Annotated in this window: 20 protein-coding genes; 9 read left to right on the top strand and 11 right to left on the bottom strand. The window is 66.7% G+C overall.

All coding sequences use genetic code 11. The features are described 5' to 3' along the window. The 4 genes from BCL67_RS06810 to BCL67_RS15785 all read right to left on the bottom strand — a co-directional run. Window positions 1–169 (bottom strand): helix-turn-helix domain-containing protein (locus BCL67_RS06810; RefSeq protein WP_146131102.1); only part of this gene is annotated, 169 nt, incomplete at its 3' end. 113 nt (window positions 170–282) lie between these two features. Then, a complete protein-coding gene (locus tag BCL67_RS06815; RefSeq protein WP_106122710.1) occupies window positions 283–1152 on the bottom strand; it encodes a formate/nitrite transporter family protein in 870 nt (289 codons plus the stop codon). A 132-nt stretch (window positions 1153–1284) separates the two neighbouring features. Continuing rightward, the gene (locus BCL67_RS15780) at window positions 1285–1707 is read right to left on the bottom strand and encodes an SDR family NAD(P)-dependent oxidoreductase (protein WP_258174830.1); all 423 of its coding nucleotides are present in this window, start codon (window positions 1705–1707) and stop codon (window positions 1285–1287) included. After that, window positions 1704–1949, bottom strand: a complete 246-nt coding sequence (locus tag BCL67_RS15785) for an SDR family oxidoreductase (RefSeq protein ID WP_258174832.1) — start codon at window positions 1947–1949, stop codon at window positions 1704–1706. The genes BCL67_RS15780 and BCL67_RS15785 overlap by 4 nt, the downstream gene beginning before the upstream one ends. A 155-nt stretch (window positions 1950–2104) precedes the next feature. On the opposite strand from BCL67_RS15785, the gene BCL67_RS06825 reads away from it, so the two are divergent. Next, on the top strand, window positions 2105–3922 hold the full coding sequence (locus BCL67_RS06825) for a DNA-3-methyladenine glycosylase 2 family protein (protein ID WP_374955632.1): 1818 nt from the start codon (window positions 2105–2107) through the stop codon (window positions 3920–3922). Further along, a complete protein-coding gene (locus tag BCL67_RS06830; protein WP_106122711.1) occupies window positions 3919–4533 on the top strand; it encodes a methylated-DNA--[protein]-cysteine S-methyltransferase in 615 nt (204 codons plus the stop codon). Before BCL67_RS06825 ends, BCL67_RS06830 begins: the two co-directional genes overlap by 4 nt. On the opposite strand, the gene BCL67_RS06835 is transcribed toward BCL67_RS06830, so the two are convergent. Both BCL67_RS06835 and BCL67_RS06840 read right to left on the bottom strand, forming a co-directional pair. After that, complete coding sequence (locus BCL67_RS06835; protein ID WP_106122712.1) at window positions 4451–7792, bottom strand: DNA polymerase III subunit alpha; 3342 nt, start codon at window positions 7790–7792, stop codon at window positions 4451–4453. The two genes, BCL67_RS06830 and BCL67_RS06835, sit on opposite strands and share 83 nt — an antisense overlap. After that, window positions 7768–8118: a hypothetical protein gene (locus tag BCL67_RS06840; protein WP_258174834.1), complete on the bottom strand. Its 351-nt coding sequence runs from the start codon at window positions 8116–8118 to the stop codon at window positions 7768–7770. Before BCL67_RS06840 ends, BCL67_RS06835 begins: the two co-directional genes overlap by 25 nt. Before the next feature lie 294 nt (window positions 8119–8412). Here BCL67_RS06840 and BCL67_RS06845 point away from each other — a divergent pair, with 294 nt between their 5' ends. Beyond that, window positions 8413–8922 (top strand): DUF805 domain-containing protein, encoded by a 510-nt coding sequence (locus tag BCL67_RS06845; RefSeq protein ID WP_106122713.1) that lies wholly within the window; start codon window positions 8413–8415, stop codon window positions 8920–8922. 22 nt (window positions 8923–8944) lie between these two features. On the opposite strand, the gene BCL67_RS06850 is transcribed toward BCL67_RS06845, so the two are convergent. Together BCL67_RS06850 and BCL67_RS06855 are read right to left on the bottom strand one after the other, a co-directional pair. Further along, window positions 8945–9457 (bottom strand): flavodoxin family protein, encoded by a 513-nt coding sequence (locus tag BCL67_RS06850; protein WP_106122714.1) that lies wholly within the window; start codon window positions 9455–9457, stop codon window positions 8945–8947. 80 nt (window positions 9458–9537) lie between these two features. Beyond that, complete coding sequence (locus BCL67_RS06855; RefSeq protein ID WP_106122715.1) at window positions 9538–11028, bottom strand: NCS2 family permease; 1491 nt, start codon at window positions 11026–11028, stop codon at window positions 9538–9540. A 265-nt stretch (window positions 11029–11293) separates the two neighbouring features. Between BCL67_RS06855 and BCL67_RS06860 the strand changes: the two genes are divergently transcribed. Beyond that, window positions 11294–11722 (top strand): hypothetical protein, encoded by a 429-nt coding sequence (locus tag BCL67_RS06860; RefSeq protein WP_106122716.1) that lies wholly within the window; start codon window positions 11294–11296, stop codon window positions 11720–11722. A gap of 34 nt (window positions 11723–11756) precedes the next feature. On the opposite strand, the gene BCL67_RS06865 is transcribed toward BCL67_RS06860, so the two are convergent. Both BCL67_RS06865 and BCL67_RS06870 read right to left on the bottom strand, forming a co-directional pair. Then, window positions 11757–13043, bottom strand: a complete 1287-nt coding sequence (locus BCL67_RS06865; RefSeq protein ID WP_106122717.1) for an ion channel protein — start codon at window positions 13041–13043, stop codon at window positions 11757–11759. Window positions 13044–13113: 70 nt separating this feature from the next. Next, window positions 13114–13527, bottom strand: coding sequence for a phage holin family protein (locus tag BCL67_RS06870; RefSeq protein ID WP_258174835.1), 414 nt, complete (start codon window positions 13525–13527; stop codon window positions 13114–13116). 191 nt (window positions 13528–13718) lie between these two features. Between BCL67_RS06870 and BCL67_RS06875 the strand changes: the two genes are divergently transcribed. From BCL67_RS06875 to BCL67_RS06895, 5 genes are all read left to right on the top strand, one after another. Beyond that, window positions 13719–14984, top strand: a complete 1266-nt coding sequence (locus tag BCL67_RS06875) for a phospholipase D-like domain-containing protein (RefSeq protein WP_258174836.1) — start codon at window positions 13719–13721, stop codon at window positions 14982–14984. Window positions 14985–15377: 393 nt separating this feature from the next. Beyond that, window positions 15378–15911 (top strand): DUF805 domain-containing protein, encoded by a 534-nt coding sequence (locus tag BCL67_RS06880; RefSeq protein WP_106122719.1) that lies wholly within the window; start codon window positions 15378–15380, stop codon window positions 15909–15911. Window positions 15912–16014: 103 nt separating this feature from the next. Beyond that, on the top strand, window positions 16015–16278 hold the full coding sequence (locus BCL67_RS15790) for a class I SAM-dependent methyltransferase (RefSeq protein ID WP_258174838.1): 264 nt from the start codon (window positions 16015–16017) through the stop codon (window positions 16276–16278). A gap of 320 nt (window positions 16279–16598) precedes the next feature. Next, the gene (locus BCL67_RS06890; protein ID WP_106122720.1) at window positions 16599–17066 is read left to right on the top strand and encodes a hypothetical protein; all 468 of its coding nucleotides are present in this window, start codon (window positions 16599–16601) and stop codon (window positions 17064–17066) included. Next, window positions 17059–17373, top strand: coding sequence for a transcriptional regulator (locus BCL67_RS06895; RefSeq protein ID WP_106122721.1), 315 nt, complete (start codon window positions 17059–17061; stop codon window positions 17371–17373). Before BCL67_RS06890 ends, BCL67_RS06895 begins: the two co-directional genes overlap by 8 nt. Before the next feature lie 55 nt (window positions 17374–17428). Here BCL67_RS06895 and BCL67_RS06900 read toward each other — a convergent pair whose 3' ends face one another. After that, a complete protein-coding gene (locus tag BCL67_RS06900) occupies window positions 17429–18322 on the bottom strand; it encodes an oxidoreductase (RefSeq protein ID WP_106122722.1) in 894 nt (297 codons plus the stop codon). Window positions 18323–18336: the final 14 nt, after the last annotated feature.

An 18336-nucleotide genomic window follows, 5' to 3' on the forward strand; every position in this document is an offset into this window, starting at 1 on the left:
TGAGTCCTTCCTCGCCTTCGGCGAGGTACCGGGTGACCCAGGTGGTCACGGTGGGACGCGAGACTCGGAACTCCGCAGCGACGTGGGATTTGGGGATCCCGTCGCTCAGGTGACGAGTCACCATGCGCAGTCGTCCGGTCGGGGTCAGTGGTGCGTTAGCGTGGATCATGGGCGGGCTCTTCTCCTGCGGATGGGTTGTGTAGGAACTTCCATCCTGTGGCGGGGAGCCCGTTCCTCATCTCATCGACGCACCAGTGGCAAGAACCTCATGCCCCACAACAGCTAGTCCTGCTCTCCACGCGCGGCATCTGGGTCTGCCGGCGATTCACGGCGTCGCTGCTGCACCAGCTCTTTGGTCCGAACCAGCCTGAGCACCGTCACCAGCGCAATGCCGCCGAGGATGTTGAACAGCAGCGTGTAGCTGAACCAGCTCAGCCACTCCAGGAAGGTGATGTCTGCTCCGGTCTGGATGGCTCCGAAGATCAGCAGCGAGTCCAGGATGGAGTGGAAGAGCTGAAGACCCGCCAACAGGAAGCCGCCGACGACGGCCGCGACGATCCGCGCAATGTCCGCGTCGGTTCCCTGCTGCATGCGTGTCATCAGGGTGATGGTGCTGCCGCCGAGGATGGCCAGACAGATGGTCTGCAGGGAGAACGGTGCGTCCACGAAATGCGCGGCGGACTCTCGTATGGTCGATTCCCACTCCGGGAATGCCTGCATCACCAACCACATGAAGACCCAGCCGCCGGCGAGGTTTGCCACCAGCGTGCCGCCCCAGAGTTTCCCCAGTTGTGCGACGCTGCCCTCCCGCGAGACCACCGCCGCGACGGGCATCAGGAAGTCCTCGGTGAACAGTTCGCTGTGCGCCAGCAGGATCGCGATCAGTCCGACGCTGAATGCCAGACCTGCCAGCAGGTGATTGTCGGTCTCGTGCAGCACGGCCAGGTAAGCCATCACACCCAGTCCGACTTCCATCCCGCCGAAGAATCCGGTGACGAGCATCGCGCGGAAGGTGCGCTGGAGCCGTTCGGCCCCTTCGTTCACCGTGTTGTCGAAGGAGTGTTGCAGGGCCTCCTCGACAGGAGAGTCGTTCTCGCCCAGTCTCTGCGGCGTTCCTCGCTCATACGGCTGCTCTCCGAGGTTGTTGGGCACTGCGCCTGATAGCTGGGAGTCTAGTGACCAGGAATCCGCACAGTGCTATCCAGGCAGCCTCCACGACGACGACGGGCCCCGGTCTGCTGACCGGGACCCGTCGTCTTGCGGAAATGTCGACGCTGCGAGAGCCTAGCGATCCATCGGCTCCGCGAAGACGCGGAAGTCCTTGCGGTCAGCGTGGAGGTCCCACAGCTTCTCCGCCAGGACCTGCGGGTCCTTGGTGTCGCTGCCCTCGGTGATCTCACCGGGGATGATCAGCTGCCCGACGTGGATGTTCTCCTCGGCGAGCTCATCGTGGAGCATCTGCGCAAAGGCGCTCTCCCCGGCGAAGGCGATCGAGGTGCCGGCCACCTTCGCGCTGGGGCGTGCGCCGCTGCCACCGTTGATGAACAGCACGGTGCCCCGACCCAGAGCACGCATGCCCTGCAGCACCTGGTGCACGGCTGCGACGGGTCCGTAGATGGAGAACTCGACGGCTCCCTCGAGATCCTGCGCGGTGGTCTCCAGCAGCGGGCGCAGGAACTCCTTCTGAGGCAGCGGGCTGTAGGTCATGACCTCGATGGGTCCAGTTCCTGCACGGCCTTGTCCAGCGCCTCGGTCAGGCTGCGGGTGTCGCGGACATTGGCTTGGAAACCCTTGGCGGTGAAACCCTCAGCATTGAGCTCCTCAGCGAACGCGTCCACACGCTCCTGGCTGCGGGAGATCAGGGCCAGGTTGAAGCCTTCCCGGCCGAATCGACGTGCAACAGCGGCTCCCAGGCCGCGTCCTGCTCCAATAAGCGCAATGGTAGTCATATAGGTCCTTCCGTGGAGTCCGTGACCCCACACATAGCGGAATCGGACATCGTGAACATCCTGCGCCCGGTCACGTTCTATGCCGGACGCTTTGCTGACAACCACCGATGGTCGCGTCCGATTCCCGCTAGCATTCTCTGCGCCGGAGATGTGGAATGGAACACATGGACCAGGATGAAGTATTCGAGCGCCGCTACCGGGCCGTGAAGTCCCGGGATCGCCGCTTCGACGGGCAGTTCTACACCGCGGTCTCCTCCACGATGATCTACTGCCGTCCCTCCTGCCCGGCGCAGACCCCGAAGCCCGAGAACGTCACCTTCTATTCCACCTCCGCCGCCGCGCACGAGCACGGCTACCGCGCCTGCAAGCGATGCCTGCCCGAAGCGGCTCCGGGCACCCCCGAGTGGAACACCCGGCAGGACCTGGCCGGACGCGCCATGCGGCTGATCCGCGAAGGCCACATGAACGACGGCGGCGTGGAGGCCCTGAGCGCCCAGCTGGGCTACAGCAGCCGTCACCTGCACCGGACCCTGAGCGCGGAACTGGGCGCCGGACCGCTCGCACTCGCCCGGGCCCACCGGATCCACCTGGCCCGGAGCCTGCTGGTGGGCACCTCTCTGCCGATCACCGAGATCGCCTTCGCCGCCGGTTTCTCCTCGGTGCGCCAGTTCAACGACACCGCCCGAGCCGTGCTCGGCGCGACACCCCGGGAGATCCGGGTGCGCGCCCACCGGTCTGCGGGCGCTGCCCCGAAGCGCGGCGGGTCCAGCGCCGCCTCCACCTCCGGTGCCGCCTCTCCCGGTGCTGCTGGTGGAGCCGGTGGAGCGTCTGCGACGGAGCGGCTCGGGCTGCGCCTGGCCCTGCCGGTGCGGGAGCCCTTCAACGCGGTGGAGCTCTTCACCTTTTTAGCTGAACGCGCCCTTCCCGGCGTAGAGGCAACCCAGCTCGACGGCGAGGCCCTGGTCTACGCCAGGACCCTGCGGCTGGCCCACGGACCGGCCGCGATCCAGGTCACCGCGACACCTGTCACCACGTTCCCAGTGCCAGGGCACCCGGTCGCTGCGGCCTCCGCCATCAAGATCCCTGCCGCAGAGGCCCCCGCCGGTGCGGGTCCTGTCGGCTCTTCCCTGCAATGGCAGCTGCAGCTGGAGTGCGAACTCAGCGCCTGGGCCGACATCCCGACTGCCGTCGCCGTGGCCCGTCGGCTCTTTGACCTCGACGCCGACCCGCTCGCCGTCTGCGCTGCTCTCTCCGAGGATCCGGTGTTGGCACCCCTGCTCGCCCGTGCCCCAGGACTGCGGATCCCAGGAACCGCCGACGGCGCGGAGTACCTGATCCGCGCCATCGTGGGTCAGCAGATCTCGGTGGCGGCCGCGCGCACCCACCTCGGCCGGCTCGTCGACGCGCTGGGCGCCAAGCACGAGTCTTCCTTCGCGGGGCTGTCCAGGCTGTTCCCCACACCGGAGGAGATCCTCGCCGGGATCCCGGCGCCGCCGTCTCACACCGGCTCCGTCCCGCCCGTCCTGGACCCGGAACGGCCGCTGCGGCTGCCCGCCCGGTCCATCACCACCGTGCGCACCGCCGCGGCGGCCCTGGCCAGCGGGGAGCTCAGCCTGCACCAGGGAGCAGACACCCGGGCGCTGCATGACCAGCTCACCTCCATGCCGGGGATCGGGCAGTGGACGGCCTCGTATCTGATGCTGCGGGTGATGGGCGACCCCGACGTCTGGATGACAGGTGACGTCGTGCTGCTCACCGGCGCCAAGAAGCTCGGCCTGCTGGACCCGGCATCCAAGAAGACCGCGGCGCACCGAGCGTTGGAGTCCCATGCCCGGCGCTGGTCGCCCTGGCGCTCCTATGCCGCGATGCACCTCTGGCAGGCGGCCGCCGCCCTGCCAGCACTGCCCTCACCAGTTCTCCCCTCACCGGACCTCACCCCACGTGGTCACACCCGACAGAAGGCAGCATCATGACACGTCTCGACAGCAGCATCCACCACGTCAGTGTGAGTACACCCGATGGACCTTTCAGTGTGGTGGCCAATGACAGCCATGTCTTGGCCTCCGGTTGGACCTGGGACATCGCTGCCCTGCTGAAGCTGATCCATCCGGAGCTGCGGGAATTCACCGGGGAGTCAGCACCAGATGCTGGTGCTCCCCCGGCACCGGTTCGAGCTCCGGGACCTGCGGGACGGGCTTCGGTGCTGGATCAGGCTGCCGAGGCGGTGGCGGCCTATTACGCCGGTGACACCGCGGCCGTGGACGGCGTGCCGGTGAAGCAGCGCTCCGGGCCGTTTCGAGAACAGGCCTGGGAGGTGCTGCGTCAGGTGGCGCCGGGCGCGCCGCTGACCTACGCCGGGTACGCCGAGCGTGCGGGACGCCCGCGCGCGGTCCGAGCGGCGGCCGGGGCCTGCGCGATGAACGCCGCGGCGCTGTTCGTGCCCTGTCATCGGGTGATCCGCACCGACGGTGGGCTCGGCGGCTTCCGCTACGGGGTGCAGATCAAAGAGAGCCTGCTGCGGCGGGAAGCCGCCCCGGCACCGTCTCTCCGCGCAGATCCCAGGCCCGAGTCGCCTGCACGGTGACCGCCCGGGGTCCGGTGCGCCGGATGGTGCCCTCAGCCATGAGCATCTTCGCCGCGAAGAGACACTCCCCCGTATTGCGCTGAGCCTCCTCGAAGAAGCTCAGATCCACGCAGCCGGTGCCGTCGTCGAGGGTGATGAACACGACCCGTTTGCCCGAGGCCATCGGTGGGGTCTGGGTAGCCACCCGGATCCCGGCCACTCGCACGGTGGCGCCGTTGCGCAGGGACAGCAGGTCTTCGGCGAAGGTGACCCCCGCCGCCTGCAGCACCGGATGATGGAAGTCCATCACGTGTCCGCTGGTGTCCAGGGAGGTCAGGTCCAGCTCGGTGGTGACGATCTCTCGGGCCGCCAGCTCACCTGCCCCGGTGGGCATGTTGGCGATCTCCACGTCCCCGATGGGCAGGGCGAGCTGACCCTGGACCTGGCGGGCGGGAAGCTTCTTGGCGTACTCCAGGTTGGTGGACTCCACCCACTGGATGAGGTCTTTGCGGTGCTTCCGGCCTTCTGGCAGCAGAGCGTCCAGGGCGCCCACCTTGGCCAGGTCGCGCAGCGTGGAGCGTTTCAACCGCGACCGGTCGCGCAGATCCGCCAGTGAGGCGAAGGGCTGCTCCGCCTCGATCCGGCGCAGCTCGGCCTTCGATATCCCCTTCAGCCCGACCAGCGACATCCGGATCCCCCATACCGGCAGCCCCGCCACCGAGGTTGCCTCCACGTGATAGCTGCTGGTGGAGCGGTTGACGTCCATCGGCAGCAGCGGGATCTTCAGCCGACGGGCCTCGGAGACCAGCAGCCGCAGCGGGTACATGCCCGGGTCGTGTTCGAAGAGGCCGCAGAGGAAGTGGGCCGGGTGGTGGGTCTTCAGCCAGGCCGACTGGTAGGTGGGCACGGCGAAGGCCGCTCCGTGGGCCTTGCAGAAGCCGAAGCTGCCGAAGCTGAGCAGGATCTCCCAGACCCGGTCGATCACCGCAGCGGAGTATCCGCGCTTGGCGGTCTCCTCGCGGAAGAAGATCTCCACCGGTCCTGACTTGTCCTTGCTCATCGCGCGGCGCAGCTCATCGGCGACATCCAGGCCGCATTCGGTCATCGTGTCGAAGATCCGCAGGACCTGTTCATGGAAGACCACCACCCCGTAGGTCTCATCGAGGATCTCGGCCAGATCGGGATGCGGGTAGCGCACGGTCTCGTAGCCGTGGCGGCGTTCCAGATAGGGCTTGACCATGCCGGATCCCATGGGTCCGGGACGGAACAGCGAGATGTCCACCACCAGGTCGTTGAGCGTCTTGGGCACCAGCTTGCCGATCAGCTCGCGCTGCCCGGGGCTCTCGATCTGGAAGCAGCCCAGGGTGTGGGTGGACTGGATCATCGCGAAGGTCGCGGGATCGGCATAGTCCACGTCTTTGACCATGTCGATGACCTCCCCGGTGGTGCGTTCGAGCTCGGTGAGGGCATAGGCGATCGCCGACTGCATCCGCACGCCCAGGATGTCGAGCTTGATGAACCCCATCGGATCCATATCGTCCTTGTCGAACTGGCTCATCGGCAGCCCGTTGACCCCGGAGCGCTCCACCGGGGTGAGCGTGAGCAGGTTGTTGTTGCCCAGGATCACACCGCAGGGATGGGTGGAGATGTGCCGGGGCAGCCGGTCCAGACGTTCGGAGAGGTCCACCAGCAGGTCCAGCTGCTGGCGTCCGGAGCTGCGCTCGGTCTCGATCCGTTCGGCCAGGCTTTGGAGCTCGGGCTTCTCCTCGAGGGCGCGGCGGAACTCCCGGGCGGGGAAGCGCCACATGATCTCCGCGAGCTGATCGATCTCCTCCTCGGGGAGTCCCAGCGCGAGCCCGGCGTCACGGACCGCGCCGCGGATCCGGTAGGCGTTCTGCATGCTCATCAGGGTGACCCGCTGCGCGCCGAAGCGCTTGAACACCGCCCGGTAGATCCGGTGCCGCTCGGAGGACTCCACGTCGATGTCGATGTCCGGCAGGGTGGAGCGCCGGCGGGAGAGGAAGCGTTCGAAGATCAGTCCGTGCTGCAGCGGGTCGATCGGACTGATCCCCAGGGCGTGGACCACCAGGGAGGAGACCGCCGAGCCGCGGGCGGCGGCGCGGACCCCCATCTCGCGGATCAGCCGGGCCACCTCGGCGACGGTCAGGAAATAGGGGGCGAAGCCGAGGTCGGTGATGATGCTCAGCTCATGTTCCAGCCGCGCCCGCGCCGCACCGGTGCGCTCCTGGCCTGGGGCTTCAGGATCGGGACTCGTCTCAGCCGCGGCTTCCTGGGCGAGCATCTCGGCCAGGCCGGCTTCGCAGCGGGCGCGCAGCTCCTCATCCGGGTCGCCCTCGATCCCGATCACGGAGGTCTCGGGCACCTTGGGCTGGCCCCAGCCCATGTCTCTGACCGGGTCCAGCTCGCACTGGCGTCCCAGCGCCTCGGTGTTGGCCAGCAGCTCCTCGGCCGAGATCGGGGTGGTGCTGGCCGCGCAGATCTCTGCGGCCAAGGACTTCATCGCAGCGGCAGGCTTCAGCCAGCCCTGGTCGGTGGGCTGCAGCGCCGAGGTGCTGTGCAGATCCGAGAGCACCCGCACGGCGTCGAGCACATCAGCGGTGGCGGCCTCATCGGTGCTCAGCAGCCGCACCGCGTTGGTCAGCACCGGCGTGACCCGGCTGACCTGCGCGGCGCTGAGCATCCGGACCGCGTGGGCGGTGGACAGCGCCTCCCCTGGAGGCGCCAGGTGGGAGACGACCTCCACCCGCAGCGCCTCGCCGAGCACCTCACGCCATTGACGCAGCAGCGCCCGGGTGCTGCGGTAGTCCCGGGAGGCCGCGGCCGCACCGATCTCGCTCTCCGGTCCGGCCAGCACGAACAGCCGACGACGCACCTCTCCCTCCCCGGGGGCCGAGTGCTCGGCCAGGTCCTGCAGGCTCACCCGCGCGGCCTCGCCCTGCGGGCGTTCGTGGGCACGAGAGATCAGCTGGCACAGCGCCGCATACCCACCGGTGGCATTGCTGGCGAGGACCACGGCCCGGCCACGGTCCTCCACTGCGAGGCTGACGCCGAGGATCGGGGCGATGCCCAGGTCGATGCAGGCACCGAGGTGTTTGACCGCCCCATAGAGCCCGTCCCGGTCGGTGATGGCCAGGGCTGTCATCTCATCCGCCGCGGCGGCGGCCACCAGTTCGCCAGGCCGGTTGGTGCCATAGTGACTGCTGAACGAGCTGGCCACATTCAGATGGGTGAAGGTCAATGGACCCGCACCAGACGCCAACGTCCGGAGGCCAGGTGCCGACTGACGTCGATGGTGTGCACCTCGGCGGTCTCGGTGCGTGAGGTGGCTTCAAGCCGGACCTGCAGCCGCCACATCTCATGGGCCACCAGTCCGGGGCGACCGCGCTCGGCGCGGGGCTCCTCCAACCACCAGCTGCGCCGCTGATACCAGCGGACAGGGGCTTCGACCACGAGATGCCTCCGCTCTTTCCAGATCACCCGGTGGGGCAGAAACTGCTCGTCACATTCGATATCGATGGATTCAGTGAGCGTCACCGCTCCACGGCGGGGTGCTCGGTCGGCTTCGGGGCGAATAACAGTGGACATGGGCAAGCTCCCTCTTTCATGTCTCCAAGAGGTATGACGAAGCCGATGGGAAGCCCGGGAGCCTCATCGTATTCGAACATACATTCGATAGCAACAGAGGTGAGCTTAGGTCCGGGCACGGACACGACCGACTGCACAGCGAGCTCGGAGCGCCCGTTCCGGGCCCGGAGGAGATCGGGCAGCCAGGGGCCGATGGGACCGAAGCCTCTTTGTTTCACGCCGAAACACGACCAGAGTGTGCTCAATCGATACGGCCTCTGACCCTCCCCCGCATGAGCAGATCAAGGATGTGCAATGCAGCTATACGCCGGTGAGACCACATGGCCAGTGGGCAACGTCTACGGGCCCGACGCCACGCTCTCGTCGTTCTTCGAGAACTACATCCAGTTCAGGGGCTACTCCACGCGCTCGGAGTTCTGGTGGCCCTTCCTGTTCCTGGTCCTGGTCCACACTGCGATCGGCATGACGGCGATCATCACCATCAGCACCCTGTTCGCCGAGGACATCGTCACCGACGCACGGGATCTCTTCGGGGTCACCGGGTTCTCCCCCAGCGTCTGGCTCGAGGGCTTCGGCGCGATCTTCGCCGCCGCCATACTCGGCCTGCATCTGCTGATCCTGGCGCTGACCATCCCGCCGCTGCTCGCCGTGACCTGGCGTCGACTTCACGATTCAGGGCTTCCGGGCTCGATGTTCTTCCTCGGGTTCATCCCGGTCATCGGATGGTTCGTGGTTCTCCTGCTGCTCGTGCGTCCCTCTGCGCCGGAGAAGCATCACCCGGAATTCGGCGTCGCCTGGTACTGACCCCGGCCGGGCACCCAGCTGCTCAGGCCCCTCGAGAGTTCTCGGGCAGCAGCTGAGCGAGCTCGGCGCCCCATCGGGTGGCCCGGTCGATCTCCCCGGACAGGACCGGACCCTCGTATCCCTCCACGTAGAAGCTCTCAGGCTTCGCGAGGAGCGATGCGCCGTGGCTGCGCAGCAGCTTCGCCGCCTTCTTGCTGGCCGCACCGGGGAGGTTCGGGTGGCGGACGTGGGTGTCGAACACCGCGACCGGCAGATGAACGTCACCGGCGGCGCTGATCCACTCCCGCACGCCGGTGCCCCCGGGGTGACCGCCGCGGTTCGCGGCATCTCTGCGAGTCTGCGGGCGGCTCAGTCCGAAGGCATGGGTGGGAGCCCCTACGACGAGCAGGTCGGCTGTGACCGTGTCGGCGGGCGGGGCGAAGCTGACATCAAGCACCATTCCGACATCAAGCGTGGCGGCCAGACCGTCTGCCACCGCCTCGGCGATGACCTTGGTGTTTCCCCACGCGGACTCGTAGACGATGACAGCATCCATGGTGTCGTTCTCCCTCCACGACACCATCTTCTCGTCGCCGTTCAGGAGCGCACCAGGACCTTAAGTCCCGAACTGACCGGTCAGCCGACGCCCAGCGCCTCCTGGATCGGGCCGGAGACGAAGTAGAGCACGAACAATGCCGCGGTGACGTACATCAGCGGGTGCACTTCACGCCATTTGCCGCGGAAGACCTTGATCGCCACGTAGCTGATGAAGCCTGCGCCGATGCCGTTGGTGATCGAGTAGGAGAAGGGCATGACCACGATGGTCATGAAGGCGGGGATCGCCATCTCCACATCGGTCCAGTCGATCCGCACGATCTGCTGCATCATCAGGAAGCCGACCAGCACCAGGGTGGCGGAGGCCGCCTCGGTGGGGATCACGGCGGCCAGCGGGGCCAGCACGATGGTGGCCAGGAAGAGCACTCCGGTGACCACGTTGGCCAGACCGGTCCGCGCGCCGTCGCCCACGCCCACGGTGGACTCGATGAACCCGGAGTTCACCGAGGTGGAGCCCACGCCGCCGCCGATGGTGCCGACCGCGTCAGCGACCATGATCCGGCGGGAGTGCGGGATGTCGCCGTCGGCGTCCTTGATCCCGCCGGCGTTGGAGACGCCCACCATGGTGCCCAGCAGGTCGAAGAAGTTGGCCAGCAGCAGGGTGAAGATCGCGAGGGTGGCCGCGACCACGCCGATGCTCTGCCAGGAGCCCAGCAGGTTGAAGTCCCCGATCAGGCTCAGGTCGGGCATGGTCAGCCAGTCCTGGTTCAGCGTCGGCACGGTCAGGCCCCAGCCATAGGGGTTCTCGGTGCCGTCCTCGGCCACCTGCGGGCCGATGCGGAATACCGATTCGATCGTGATCGCCAGCACCGTGGCACCCACGATCGAATACAGGATCGCGCCGCGGATCTTGGCCGCCCACATGGCGAAGAGGGCGAACATCGCGATCAGGAAGATCAGGATCGGCCAGCCGTAGAGCGACCCGCCGACGCCGAGCTCCAGTCCGGTGCTGCCGTTGTTCTGGATGAAGCCGGCGTTGACCATGCCGATCAGCGCGATGAACAGTCCGATGCCCACGCTGATCGCGATCTTGAGCGCGCCGGGGACGGCGTTGAAGATGGCCGAGCGGAAGCCGGTGAGCACCAGGACCAGCAGGATCACACCCTCGATGACCACCAGTCCCATGGCATCGGCCCAGGTCATGCCGGGAAGCACGACGATGCCGTAGGTGATGAACGCCGAGAGTCCCAGGGAGGAGGAGACCGCCATCGGGAACTTGCCGATCACGCCCATGAGGATGGTCATCAGACCAGAGATCAGCGAGGTCGCGGCGGCGACGGCGGGCAGGTTCGGCTCCGAGCCGCCGCCGAGGAAGCTGCCGGTGGAGTCGGCTGAGGCGCCGATGATCAGCGGGTTCAACACGATGATGTAGGACATCGCGAAGAAGGTCGCCAGACCACCGCGCACCTCCCGACCGATGCTCGAACCGCGGGCGGTGATGTGGAAATACCGGTCGAGGGTACCGGGCTCTCGCGGGGTGGAGGTCTGGGAGGCGGGGGTCTGAGTGCTCACGGAGCACTACCTTATGGCCCCGCGAGTAATTCCGACCAACGGAATTCACCAGACGAGACCGGAGTCACGCGGAAGGACCCGGAGACCGGGTGCCGGGGACTCGATATCGTGTGGGGCGGAACCTCCCGAGACCGGCAGAGAGCCGCCGTGGATGCGGCTCGGCGGGACAGCGCCGACCTGTTCTTTCGATCACGGCAATAGAATCGAGCAGAAAAGGCACATCTACACCTCCGAGAGAGATCCATTGACAGCACAGACTTACGGATTGTTCGCCATCAAGGATGATCAGCTCATAGCAGGTTCGGCGGACTCCTCCCATATGACCTTCGAGCCGGAGGAGCTGGTCCTCCACGATCTGGATGTCTCGCTGCCCTGGGCACGCGTGTCAGCACTGGAATTCACTGCCAAGAGCGCTCCACGGCCCGCGTCCCGGGTCTTTGAGATGTCCTGGGCGGTGCTGGCTGCGGTGGGACTCGACCTGGGTCCGGTCTCGACCAGGGTGCAGGTCACAGTGCGGGGAGCCGACGGCACCCAGGACTGCGACATCGCCGTGACGAACAGAGCTCGGCTGACGCGCCGCGAGATCCAGAAGGCCAACAGGTTCGCGTCCTGGCTGGTCTCCACGCGGGCTCAGGCCCCTGCCCTGCAGCATCCGGAAGACCTGATTCAGCGCTTTGAGCTGGCGAGGGACTGACGCGTTCGCCGGACTCGAAGGATCACGGCGGCGCTCAGACGCTCGACCCTGAGACCCCCTGCTTCGACGCCGTGGGAATCAGCATCTTCGGGGCACGCATGACCAGGAGCCAGACCGGCAGGACCACCACGCACAGCACGGACAGCAATGAGATGTCCCCGACCACGACCGCTGCGATGAACAGCGCGATCCACCCGTCGCGGCATTCAGCGAGCACTGCACCGAGGATTCCGCTGGCAAGTGCCAGACCCAGCGGGACCTCGGGAATCAGCGACGCAACGATGAGTCCGGTCGCCGCCCCGATGAAGATCGCGGGAAAGATCCGACCTCCGCGGAAGCCCGAGGTGGCCGCGACGAGCAGCGCCGCGAGTTTGACCGCGAGGATGAGCAGCAGCTGGACGGTGGTGTGCTCATCAGCATGCCGCACGAGATCTGCCATCTGCTGGCCGCCCTTGAACAGGGTCACCGGTCCACCGATCGCCCCGAGGCACCCCAGGATGACTCCGCCCAGGGTGGTGTAGAGCAGTGGACTTCGCAGTCTGCGAAAGCTCGCATGCAGCGGCCTGAAGACCGCGGCCCCGGCCAGAATCACCAGGGCGGCGGCACATGCGACAGCAGCGCCGGCCAGGAGATCCGAGGGGTGTGGTGCCCCGAGCGGCGGGATCTCGGTGGGCCCGAACTGGGGGCCGTCGATCATCCGCATTGTGAGGGAACCCGCTGCCGCGGCGAGGAGCGGCAGGAAGAGCCTGTCCCAGAGCGCGCCTCCAGTGCTCGCGGTCGCCACGACTCCGGTGAGCACCAGCGCGGCGGCCACCGGGGTTCCGAACAGTGCCCCGATGGTGCCCGCGGCCGTCATCAGCACCACGAGTCTCATGTCGATCCGTGGCCACAGTCTCACGACCAGTGCCAGCACGATCGCGGTGTTGATCGCGATGATGGGTGACTCTGGGCCGAGGCTGACGCCTCCCGCCAACACCAGCAGGCTCACCAGGATGAGTCCCGGCACAGCGGCGAGTGGGATGGGCGGCGCCAGCAGCTCCACGGTGGCCGAGTCGCGTCCCCCGCGACCGGGGGCAAAGGTGCAGATGAGACCGACTGTGAGTCCCACGACGCTCAGGACCGCGAAGATCCACCAGCGCGAGTCGGGATCAAGACCGAAGAGGCTCGGCAGGTCCGTCCAGAGGACACCCTTCAGCAGGTGCGCTGCCTCCTCCACGAGGAACAGCCCGAGCCCGGAGACGACACCGACGAGAATCGCAGGAACCGACAGGCGCACAAGCGTGGCCACCGTGGGTGATGCCTCGTCGGTCCCGTTCGCCATTGCTTTGGTACCCCACTGGTCAGGAACGCCTGCCTGGCCGGAGTCCGGCCGGACTCTGTCCGCGAGAGCCTCAGGCCATCGCGCGACGGATGTTCTTCTCCTCGGCGCGCTTGTCCCACCAGCGTTTGAGCACCAGGTATCCCAGGATCCAGGTGCCCAGCGCCGTGATGATCCAGACCACCAGGGGCGTCAAGATCCACGCCGTCAGGGTCGAGAGGGTCAGGCCATCCGCCACCAGGGTCGCCACCCACACAGCCAGCAGGGTCGAGACCAGGCCTACCGCCCCGAGGATGGCGGAGGCATACTGGCGGGCCATGTTGAACACGAAGGGTCCAAGGACCGCCTGCGCCAGGACGAAGACGACGACGACGGTGATGAATCCGGTCGGCTCGAGGGTGACGCCGTCGATCAGGGTTGCGGCGACCAGCATCGCGACGGCGGCCATCACGATGTTGATCGCGGCCTGCAGCAGCATGCGCACCATGACAGGCTCTCTTCCGGGGACGGCCGTCTGGGTCCAACTGGCCGGAACCCCGCGTAGATGGTGACACGGACCCAGTCGATGACTCCATGAGAGACCCTGGCGGACACCAGGTCAAGAGATCTCGGCTGGAGGGCCTCCGCTGTGTCGCGTCTCTCGCGCAGGTGGTTGCTCGCGCCAATTAGAGTGGCTCCATGAGCTTCCTGATGCACAAGCGCCACCTCGCCACCCACCGGACGCCGCGTAAGACGCTTCCGCTGGCGGTCGCGGCCTCCGCCCTCGCTGTTCCGATGATGGCTGCGTTCTCGGTGGTGGCGTTGGATCTGCTCAAGCATGGTCAGCGCAAGGACCGGGATGCACCCCGCCCGGGGACCTTTGACGCCGAGGTCGAAGAGTCGCCGATGAACATCTACACCGACGGTGAAGCCCTCTATGGCGACATGCTCAAGGCCATCGACTCCGCGCAGGATCTGATCCTGATGAAGACCTACATCTGGAAGGACGATGAGGTCGGTCAGCGATTCATCGACGCCTTCAATGCCGCGTCCCGTCGCGGTGTCAAGGTCTTCATCATCTACGACGGGTTCGCCAATCTCGTGGTGAAGCCTGCGTTCTACGCGCAGCTCGACGACGCGGTCCACGTGTTCCGTATGCCTGCGGCGGGCAGGAGCTTCTGGAAGGCTCCGGTGCGCTCCACCGGGTTCAACCATTCCAAGATCCTGGTCATCGATGATGCCGTCGGGTTCGTCGGCGGCTACAACATCGGTGCGCTCTACGCCAAGAAGTGGCGCGACACGCATCTGAAGGTGGTGGGCCCCGCCGTCTGGGGGCTGCGCCAGACGGTCGCACGGCTGTGGAACGAGGATCGTGACGCCGCGAAGCAGATCCCGTGGATCGCCCCCGACAGCTGGAACCCTTCGGTCCGCGTGGTCGCCAACCTGCCGGTCGACCTGGTCTACCCGATCCGCAACATGTATCTGAAGGCCATTGAGCGGGCCGATCAACGGATCTGGATCTCCACGCCCTACTTCATTCCTGACCAGCAGATCCTCCGGGCCCTGAAGCTCGCCGCTGAGCGTGGGGTGGACGTGCAGGTGATGGTGCCCAAGGATTCCAACCATGTGCTCGCCGACTGGGTCTCGCGGGGCTTCTTCGGTGAGATGCTCGATTCCGGGATCTCCATCCTGCTCTATGCCAGCAGCATGATGCATTCGAAGACCGCGACGATCGACGGCGAGTGGTCGACGATCGGCACGGCGAACATCGACCGGCTGTCTCTGTCCTTCAATTACGAGTCCAATCTCGAAGTCATCGACCCTGGGTTCGCCCGGGAGATGGAGAAGGTCTTCGAGAGCGACAGCGAGCACTGCGAGGTCGTGAGCGCGGATACCTGGCGGGAGCGTCATCCGATGGCTCGGGCCACTGAGTGGGCGCTGATCCCGTTCCGCCCGGTGCTCTGACCTGACCGTTTCATCGCGCGTGGTACCGGGACTCGGCGGGTAGTCGTCCGAGTCTCATGGCCCAGTTCAGTCATCTTCTGCCGTGAAAAATATTAATTGCATTCAGTAACGGTCTCGATCCGCGCCCTGACAGTCATGCGGGCCTGCCGTCGCCGTCCCTCCGGCCTGTGGCCCGAGGAACTTTGCATCAATTCGTTTGACCGAGGTTTTTTGTTCAGGCTACGTTCAGTGCAGATGCAGTGGAGCTTCGCTTATTTCCGCACCTCAGACCGTTCTCCCGGCCTAATTTCGTCCTCCAGGAACGCACGCGGTGTGGGGTGAATTCCTGCGAGCGCGTGAAGAAATTCAGTGATCTCCGCGGCTGGACCGACGATAGGCGATACAGGAGACTCGATGACTGACTACGCGTACGACACCTCCCCCGATTCATGCACCACGCAGCGCTCGGCCCCACAAGGTCCGAAATCCTGCATCGCGGCATTCTTCAAGAACTACGCCCAGTTCAAGGGCTACGCGACACGCGGGGAGTTCTGGTGGCCCTGGCTGCTGCTCTTCGTCCTCCACACGGCCATCACCATCGGCACCGCGATCATCATCTCCACCGCCTTCCCCGACGATGTCGTGACCGAGTCCTACAACCCTGCCGGACAGCCGGAGTTCTCCTACCAGGTCTGGTTCGAAGGCGCCGCGGGCGGGGTCGTCGCGGTCGCAGGACTGCTGCACCTGCTCATCTGGGCCGCCACCATCTTCCCGATGCTGGCCGTGACCTGGCGCCGCTTCCACGACATCGGGCTCCCCGGACCGGTGTTCTTCATCTCGCTGGTCCCGATCCTCGGCAGCATCGCCTTCCTGATCCTGATGGCTCGCGGATCCGCACCGGAGAAGCGTCGCCCGGAATGGGACGCACCCGCGGCTGTCCGCGCCTGAGTCACGCTCGAGACCGCGCACGATGACCGAGGAATAACCCCTGCGCGTCGCCTACGGCCGGCGGGCCGCCGAGTATTCGCACCTTCTGGGCTCCATGGATCAGATGGATCCGCGGGATCGCGAGAAGATCATCGCGTGGGCTCAGGAGCTGCCCGCCGGTCCGGTGCTCGACGCGGGCTGCGGTCCGGGGCATTGGACGGCCCACCTGCGGTCACTTGGGGTCGAGATCTCCGGCCTGGATCTGGTTCCGGAGTTCATCGGCCACGCGCGAGCCCGGTTCCCTGAGGTGACCTTTCGGGTGGGCTCGATGACGGCTTTGGACGTCCCCGATGCCTCGCAGGCCGGATCCTGGCCTGGTACTCGCTGATCCATACCCCGGTCGCCGCCCTGCCGGAGATTCTCGGTGAGCTGCACCGAGCCCTGCGGCCGGAGGGACGGCTGCTGATCGGCTTTTTCCACGGTCTCGATGCGACGCCGTTCGCTCATGAGATCAGCACCGCATACTCGTGGTCGATCCAGGCGGCGCGGGAGCGGCTCCTCGAGTCTGGCTTCAGGGTCCTGGACGCCGAACACCGGCAGGATTCAGGGCGTCGTGCCCACGCCTCGATCACCGCGCGGCCACAGACCCGCCCTCCTGCGACCTGAAGTTGCTTGCCGCAGCGGAAAATGACACATAGACTTTCCGCTATGGAAAAGCATTCAGTCAGCCCCTCCCCTGAGGACGCCGCCCAGGCCTTGAACACGCTGACCGGTGACCGGGAACGTCTGGCGTCGGCGATCCAGGTCCCGCGAGCGCTGCTGGCGGCCTACGGCTGTCTCGCCGCCTGGTGGGTCTCCAGTGCAGCCGGCACCGCTCCGGGTGAGAACTACGAACCACCCACCTCGGGCTGGCTGGCCCTGGTCGGCGTCCTTGTGGTCACCTACCTGATCCGGCGTGAGACCGGCCTGCGCGTGCGCACCATGGGCCCCCGCGCCGGTGTCGCCGTCGCTGGGATCATCGCGGCGTGTCTCGTGCTCTTCAGCGTCTCTCTCGGCCTGGTCGCCTCCGGCTTCACCTGGGCGGTGGTGCTGACCAGTCTGATCGCGTTCGCGACGACGACGTGGCTCTCCGGCATCGCCTGCCGCTCTGCCTGGGACACCTTGCGGCATGGCTGAGGCCAGATTCGATGAGACGATCCACGCCCCGGTCCGGCTGCGGATCTGCGGGCTGCTTCGCCCGGTGGATGATCTCGACTTCGCGGTGCTGCGCGACACCTTGGAGGTCTCCGATGCGACACTCTCCAAGCACCTGAAGACTCTCGCGGCCGCAGGATACGTCTCCTCCAGGAAGGCCGCCTCCGCGGAACGCGGAGACGCCCGGCAGATCACCTGGCTCTCGCTCACCAAGACCGGACGCTCGGCGTTTGCCGCGCACGTGCGGGCGCTGCAGGAGATCGCAGGGTCGGCACGTCCCCTTGACTGAGGTCGACGACTGAGCTCAGCGAACCGCGAGCTGGCATTCTCAGTCCGCGAGAGACCTACTGCAGGTCCAGGCCGAATCGGACGCCGGTGAGCTCCTCGGACACCTCCCAGAGCCGGGTCGCCAGGGCAGGGTCACTGGCCTTCGCCGAGCGTCCGACCAGGGCCGGGCTGCCGTGCAGCTCCCAACGACCGTCTGGCCCGACGTAGCTGGCTCCAGGCAGGTCCTGGGTGGCTGCGAAAAGCGTGGGAAGCGCTCCCTGTTGGCTGGTCTGCGCCAGAAGCCGGCCCGCCAGATTGACCGTGGCGACGAGTGGCTTGCTGCGGCCCTTGATCCCGAGATTGGTCGCCGAATAGCCGGGATGCGAGGCGAGGGAGCGGACCTCGGAGCCGGAGCCGCGCAGTCGGCGTTCGAGATCCAGGGTGAAGAGCAGGTTTGCGAGCTTGGACTGGCCATACGTCTCGGCGAGCGAGTAGCGGCGGGTGCGCAGCGCGAGGTCCTGGAAGTGGATGTCCCCGGCCCGATGCGCCCCGGAGGCGAGCGTGACGACCCGGTCGATCACATGAGGCAGAAGCAGATTCGTCAGCGCGAAGTGGCCCAGGTGATTCGTGCCGAACTGCAGGTCGAATCCATCCCTGGTCACCGCGCCTCGTCCGCCTGCGACCCCGGCGTTGTTGATCAACAGATCCAGCGGGCCGCTCCAGGACTGGGTGAAGTCCCTGACCGAGGCCAGGTCCGCCAGGTCGAGGCGACGCACCTCGGTGCTTCCCGACATGGTCGCCGCGACCGCGCGGCCGCGCTCGGTGTCCCTCACGCCGAGCACCACATGGGCCCCGGCCTGGGCCAGCGCTCCTGCCGTCGCGAGCCCGACCCCGCTGGTGGCTCCGGTGACCAGCGCGGTCCGGCCGCGGAGCACTGGGAGGTCTGCTGCGGTCCAGGGGTGGTGATCCATCACCTGAGACTACT

The sequence above is a fragment of the Nesterenkonia sandarakina genome (assembly GCF_003003175.1).
In the GTDB taxonomy this organism is placed as follows: Bacteria; Actinomycetota; Actinomycetes; order Actinomycetales; family Micrococcaceae; genus Nesterenkonia; species Nesterenkonia sandarakina_A.

What these genes read in the sequence shown, in the direction of transcription:
- BCL67_RS15780 (WP_258174830.1), bottom strand. Translation starts at nt 1,707, where the DNA reads ATGACCTACAGCCCGCTGCCTCAGAAGGAGTTCCTGCGCCCGCTGCTG.
- BCL67_RS06830 (WP_106122711.1), top strand. Translation starts at nt 3,919, where the DNA reads ATGACACGTCTCGACAGCAGCATCCACCACGTCAGTGTGAGTACACCC.
- BCL67_RS06825 (WP_374955632.1), top strand. Translation starts at nt 2,105, where the DNA reads ATGGAACACATGGACCAGGATGAAGTATTCGAGCGCCGCTACCGGGCC.
- BCL67_RS06880 (WP_106122719.1), top strand. Translation starts at nt 15,378, where the DNA reads ATGACTGACTACGCGTACGACACCTCCCCCGATTCATGCACCACGCAG.
- BCL67_RS06840 (WP_258174834.1), bottom strand. Translation starts at nt 8,118, where the DNA reads ATGTCCACTGTTATTCGCCCCGAAGCCGACCGAGCACCCCGCCGTGGA.
- BCL67_RS06865 (WP_106122717.1), bottom strand. Translation starts at nt 13,043, where the DNA reads ATGGCGAACGGGACCGACGAGGCATCACCCACGGTGGCCACGCTTGTG.
- BCL67_RS06900 (WP_106122722.1), bottom strand. Translation starts at nt 18,322, where the DNA reads ATGGATCACCACCCCTGGACCGCAGCAGACCTCCCAGTGCTCCGCGGC.
- BCL67_RS06875 (WP_258174836.1), top strand. Translation starts at nt 13,719, where the DNA reads ATGAGCTTCCTGATGCACAAGCGCCACCTCGCCACCCACCGGACGCCG.
- BCL67_RS06895 (WP_106122721.1), top strand. Translation starts at nt 17,059, where the DNA reads ATGGCTGAGGCCAGATTCGATGAGACGATCCACGCCCCGGTCCGGCTG.
- BCL67_RS15790 (WP_258174838.1), top strand. Translation starts at nt 16,015, where the DNA reads ATGGATCCGCGGGATCGCGAGAAGATCATCGCGTGGGCTCAGGAGCTG.
- BCL67_RS06890 (WP_106122720.1), top strand. Translation starts at nt 16,599, where the DNA reads ATGGAAAAGCATTCAGTCAGCCCCTCCCCTGAGGACGCCGCCCAGGCC.
- BCL67_RS06850 (WP_106122714.1), bottom strand. Translation starts at nt 9,457, where the DNA reads ATGGATGCTGTCATCGTCTACGAGTCCGCGTGGGGAAACACCAAGGTC.
- BCL67_RS06870 (WP_258174835.1), bottom strand. Translation starts at nt 13,527, where the DNA reads ATGGTGCGCATGCTGCTGCAGGCCGCGATCAACATCGTGATGGCCGCC.
- BCL67_RS06845 (WP_106122713.1), top strand. Translation starts at nt 8,413, where the DNA reads ATGCAGCTATACGCCGGTGAGACCACATGGCCAGTGGGCAACGTCTAC.
- BCL67_RS15785 (WP_258174832.1), bottom strand. Translation starts at nt 1,949, where the DNA reads ATGACTACCATTGCGCTTATTGGAGCAGGACGCGGCCTGGGAGCCGCT.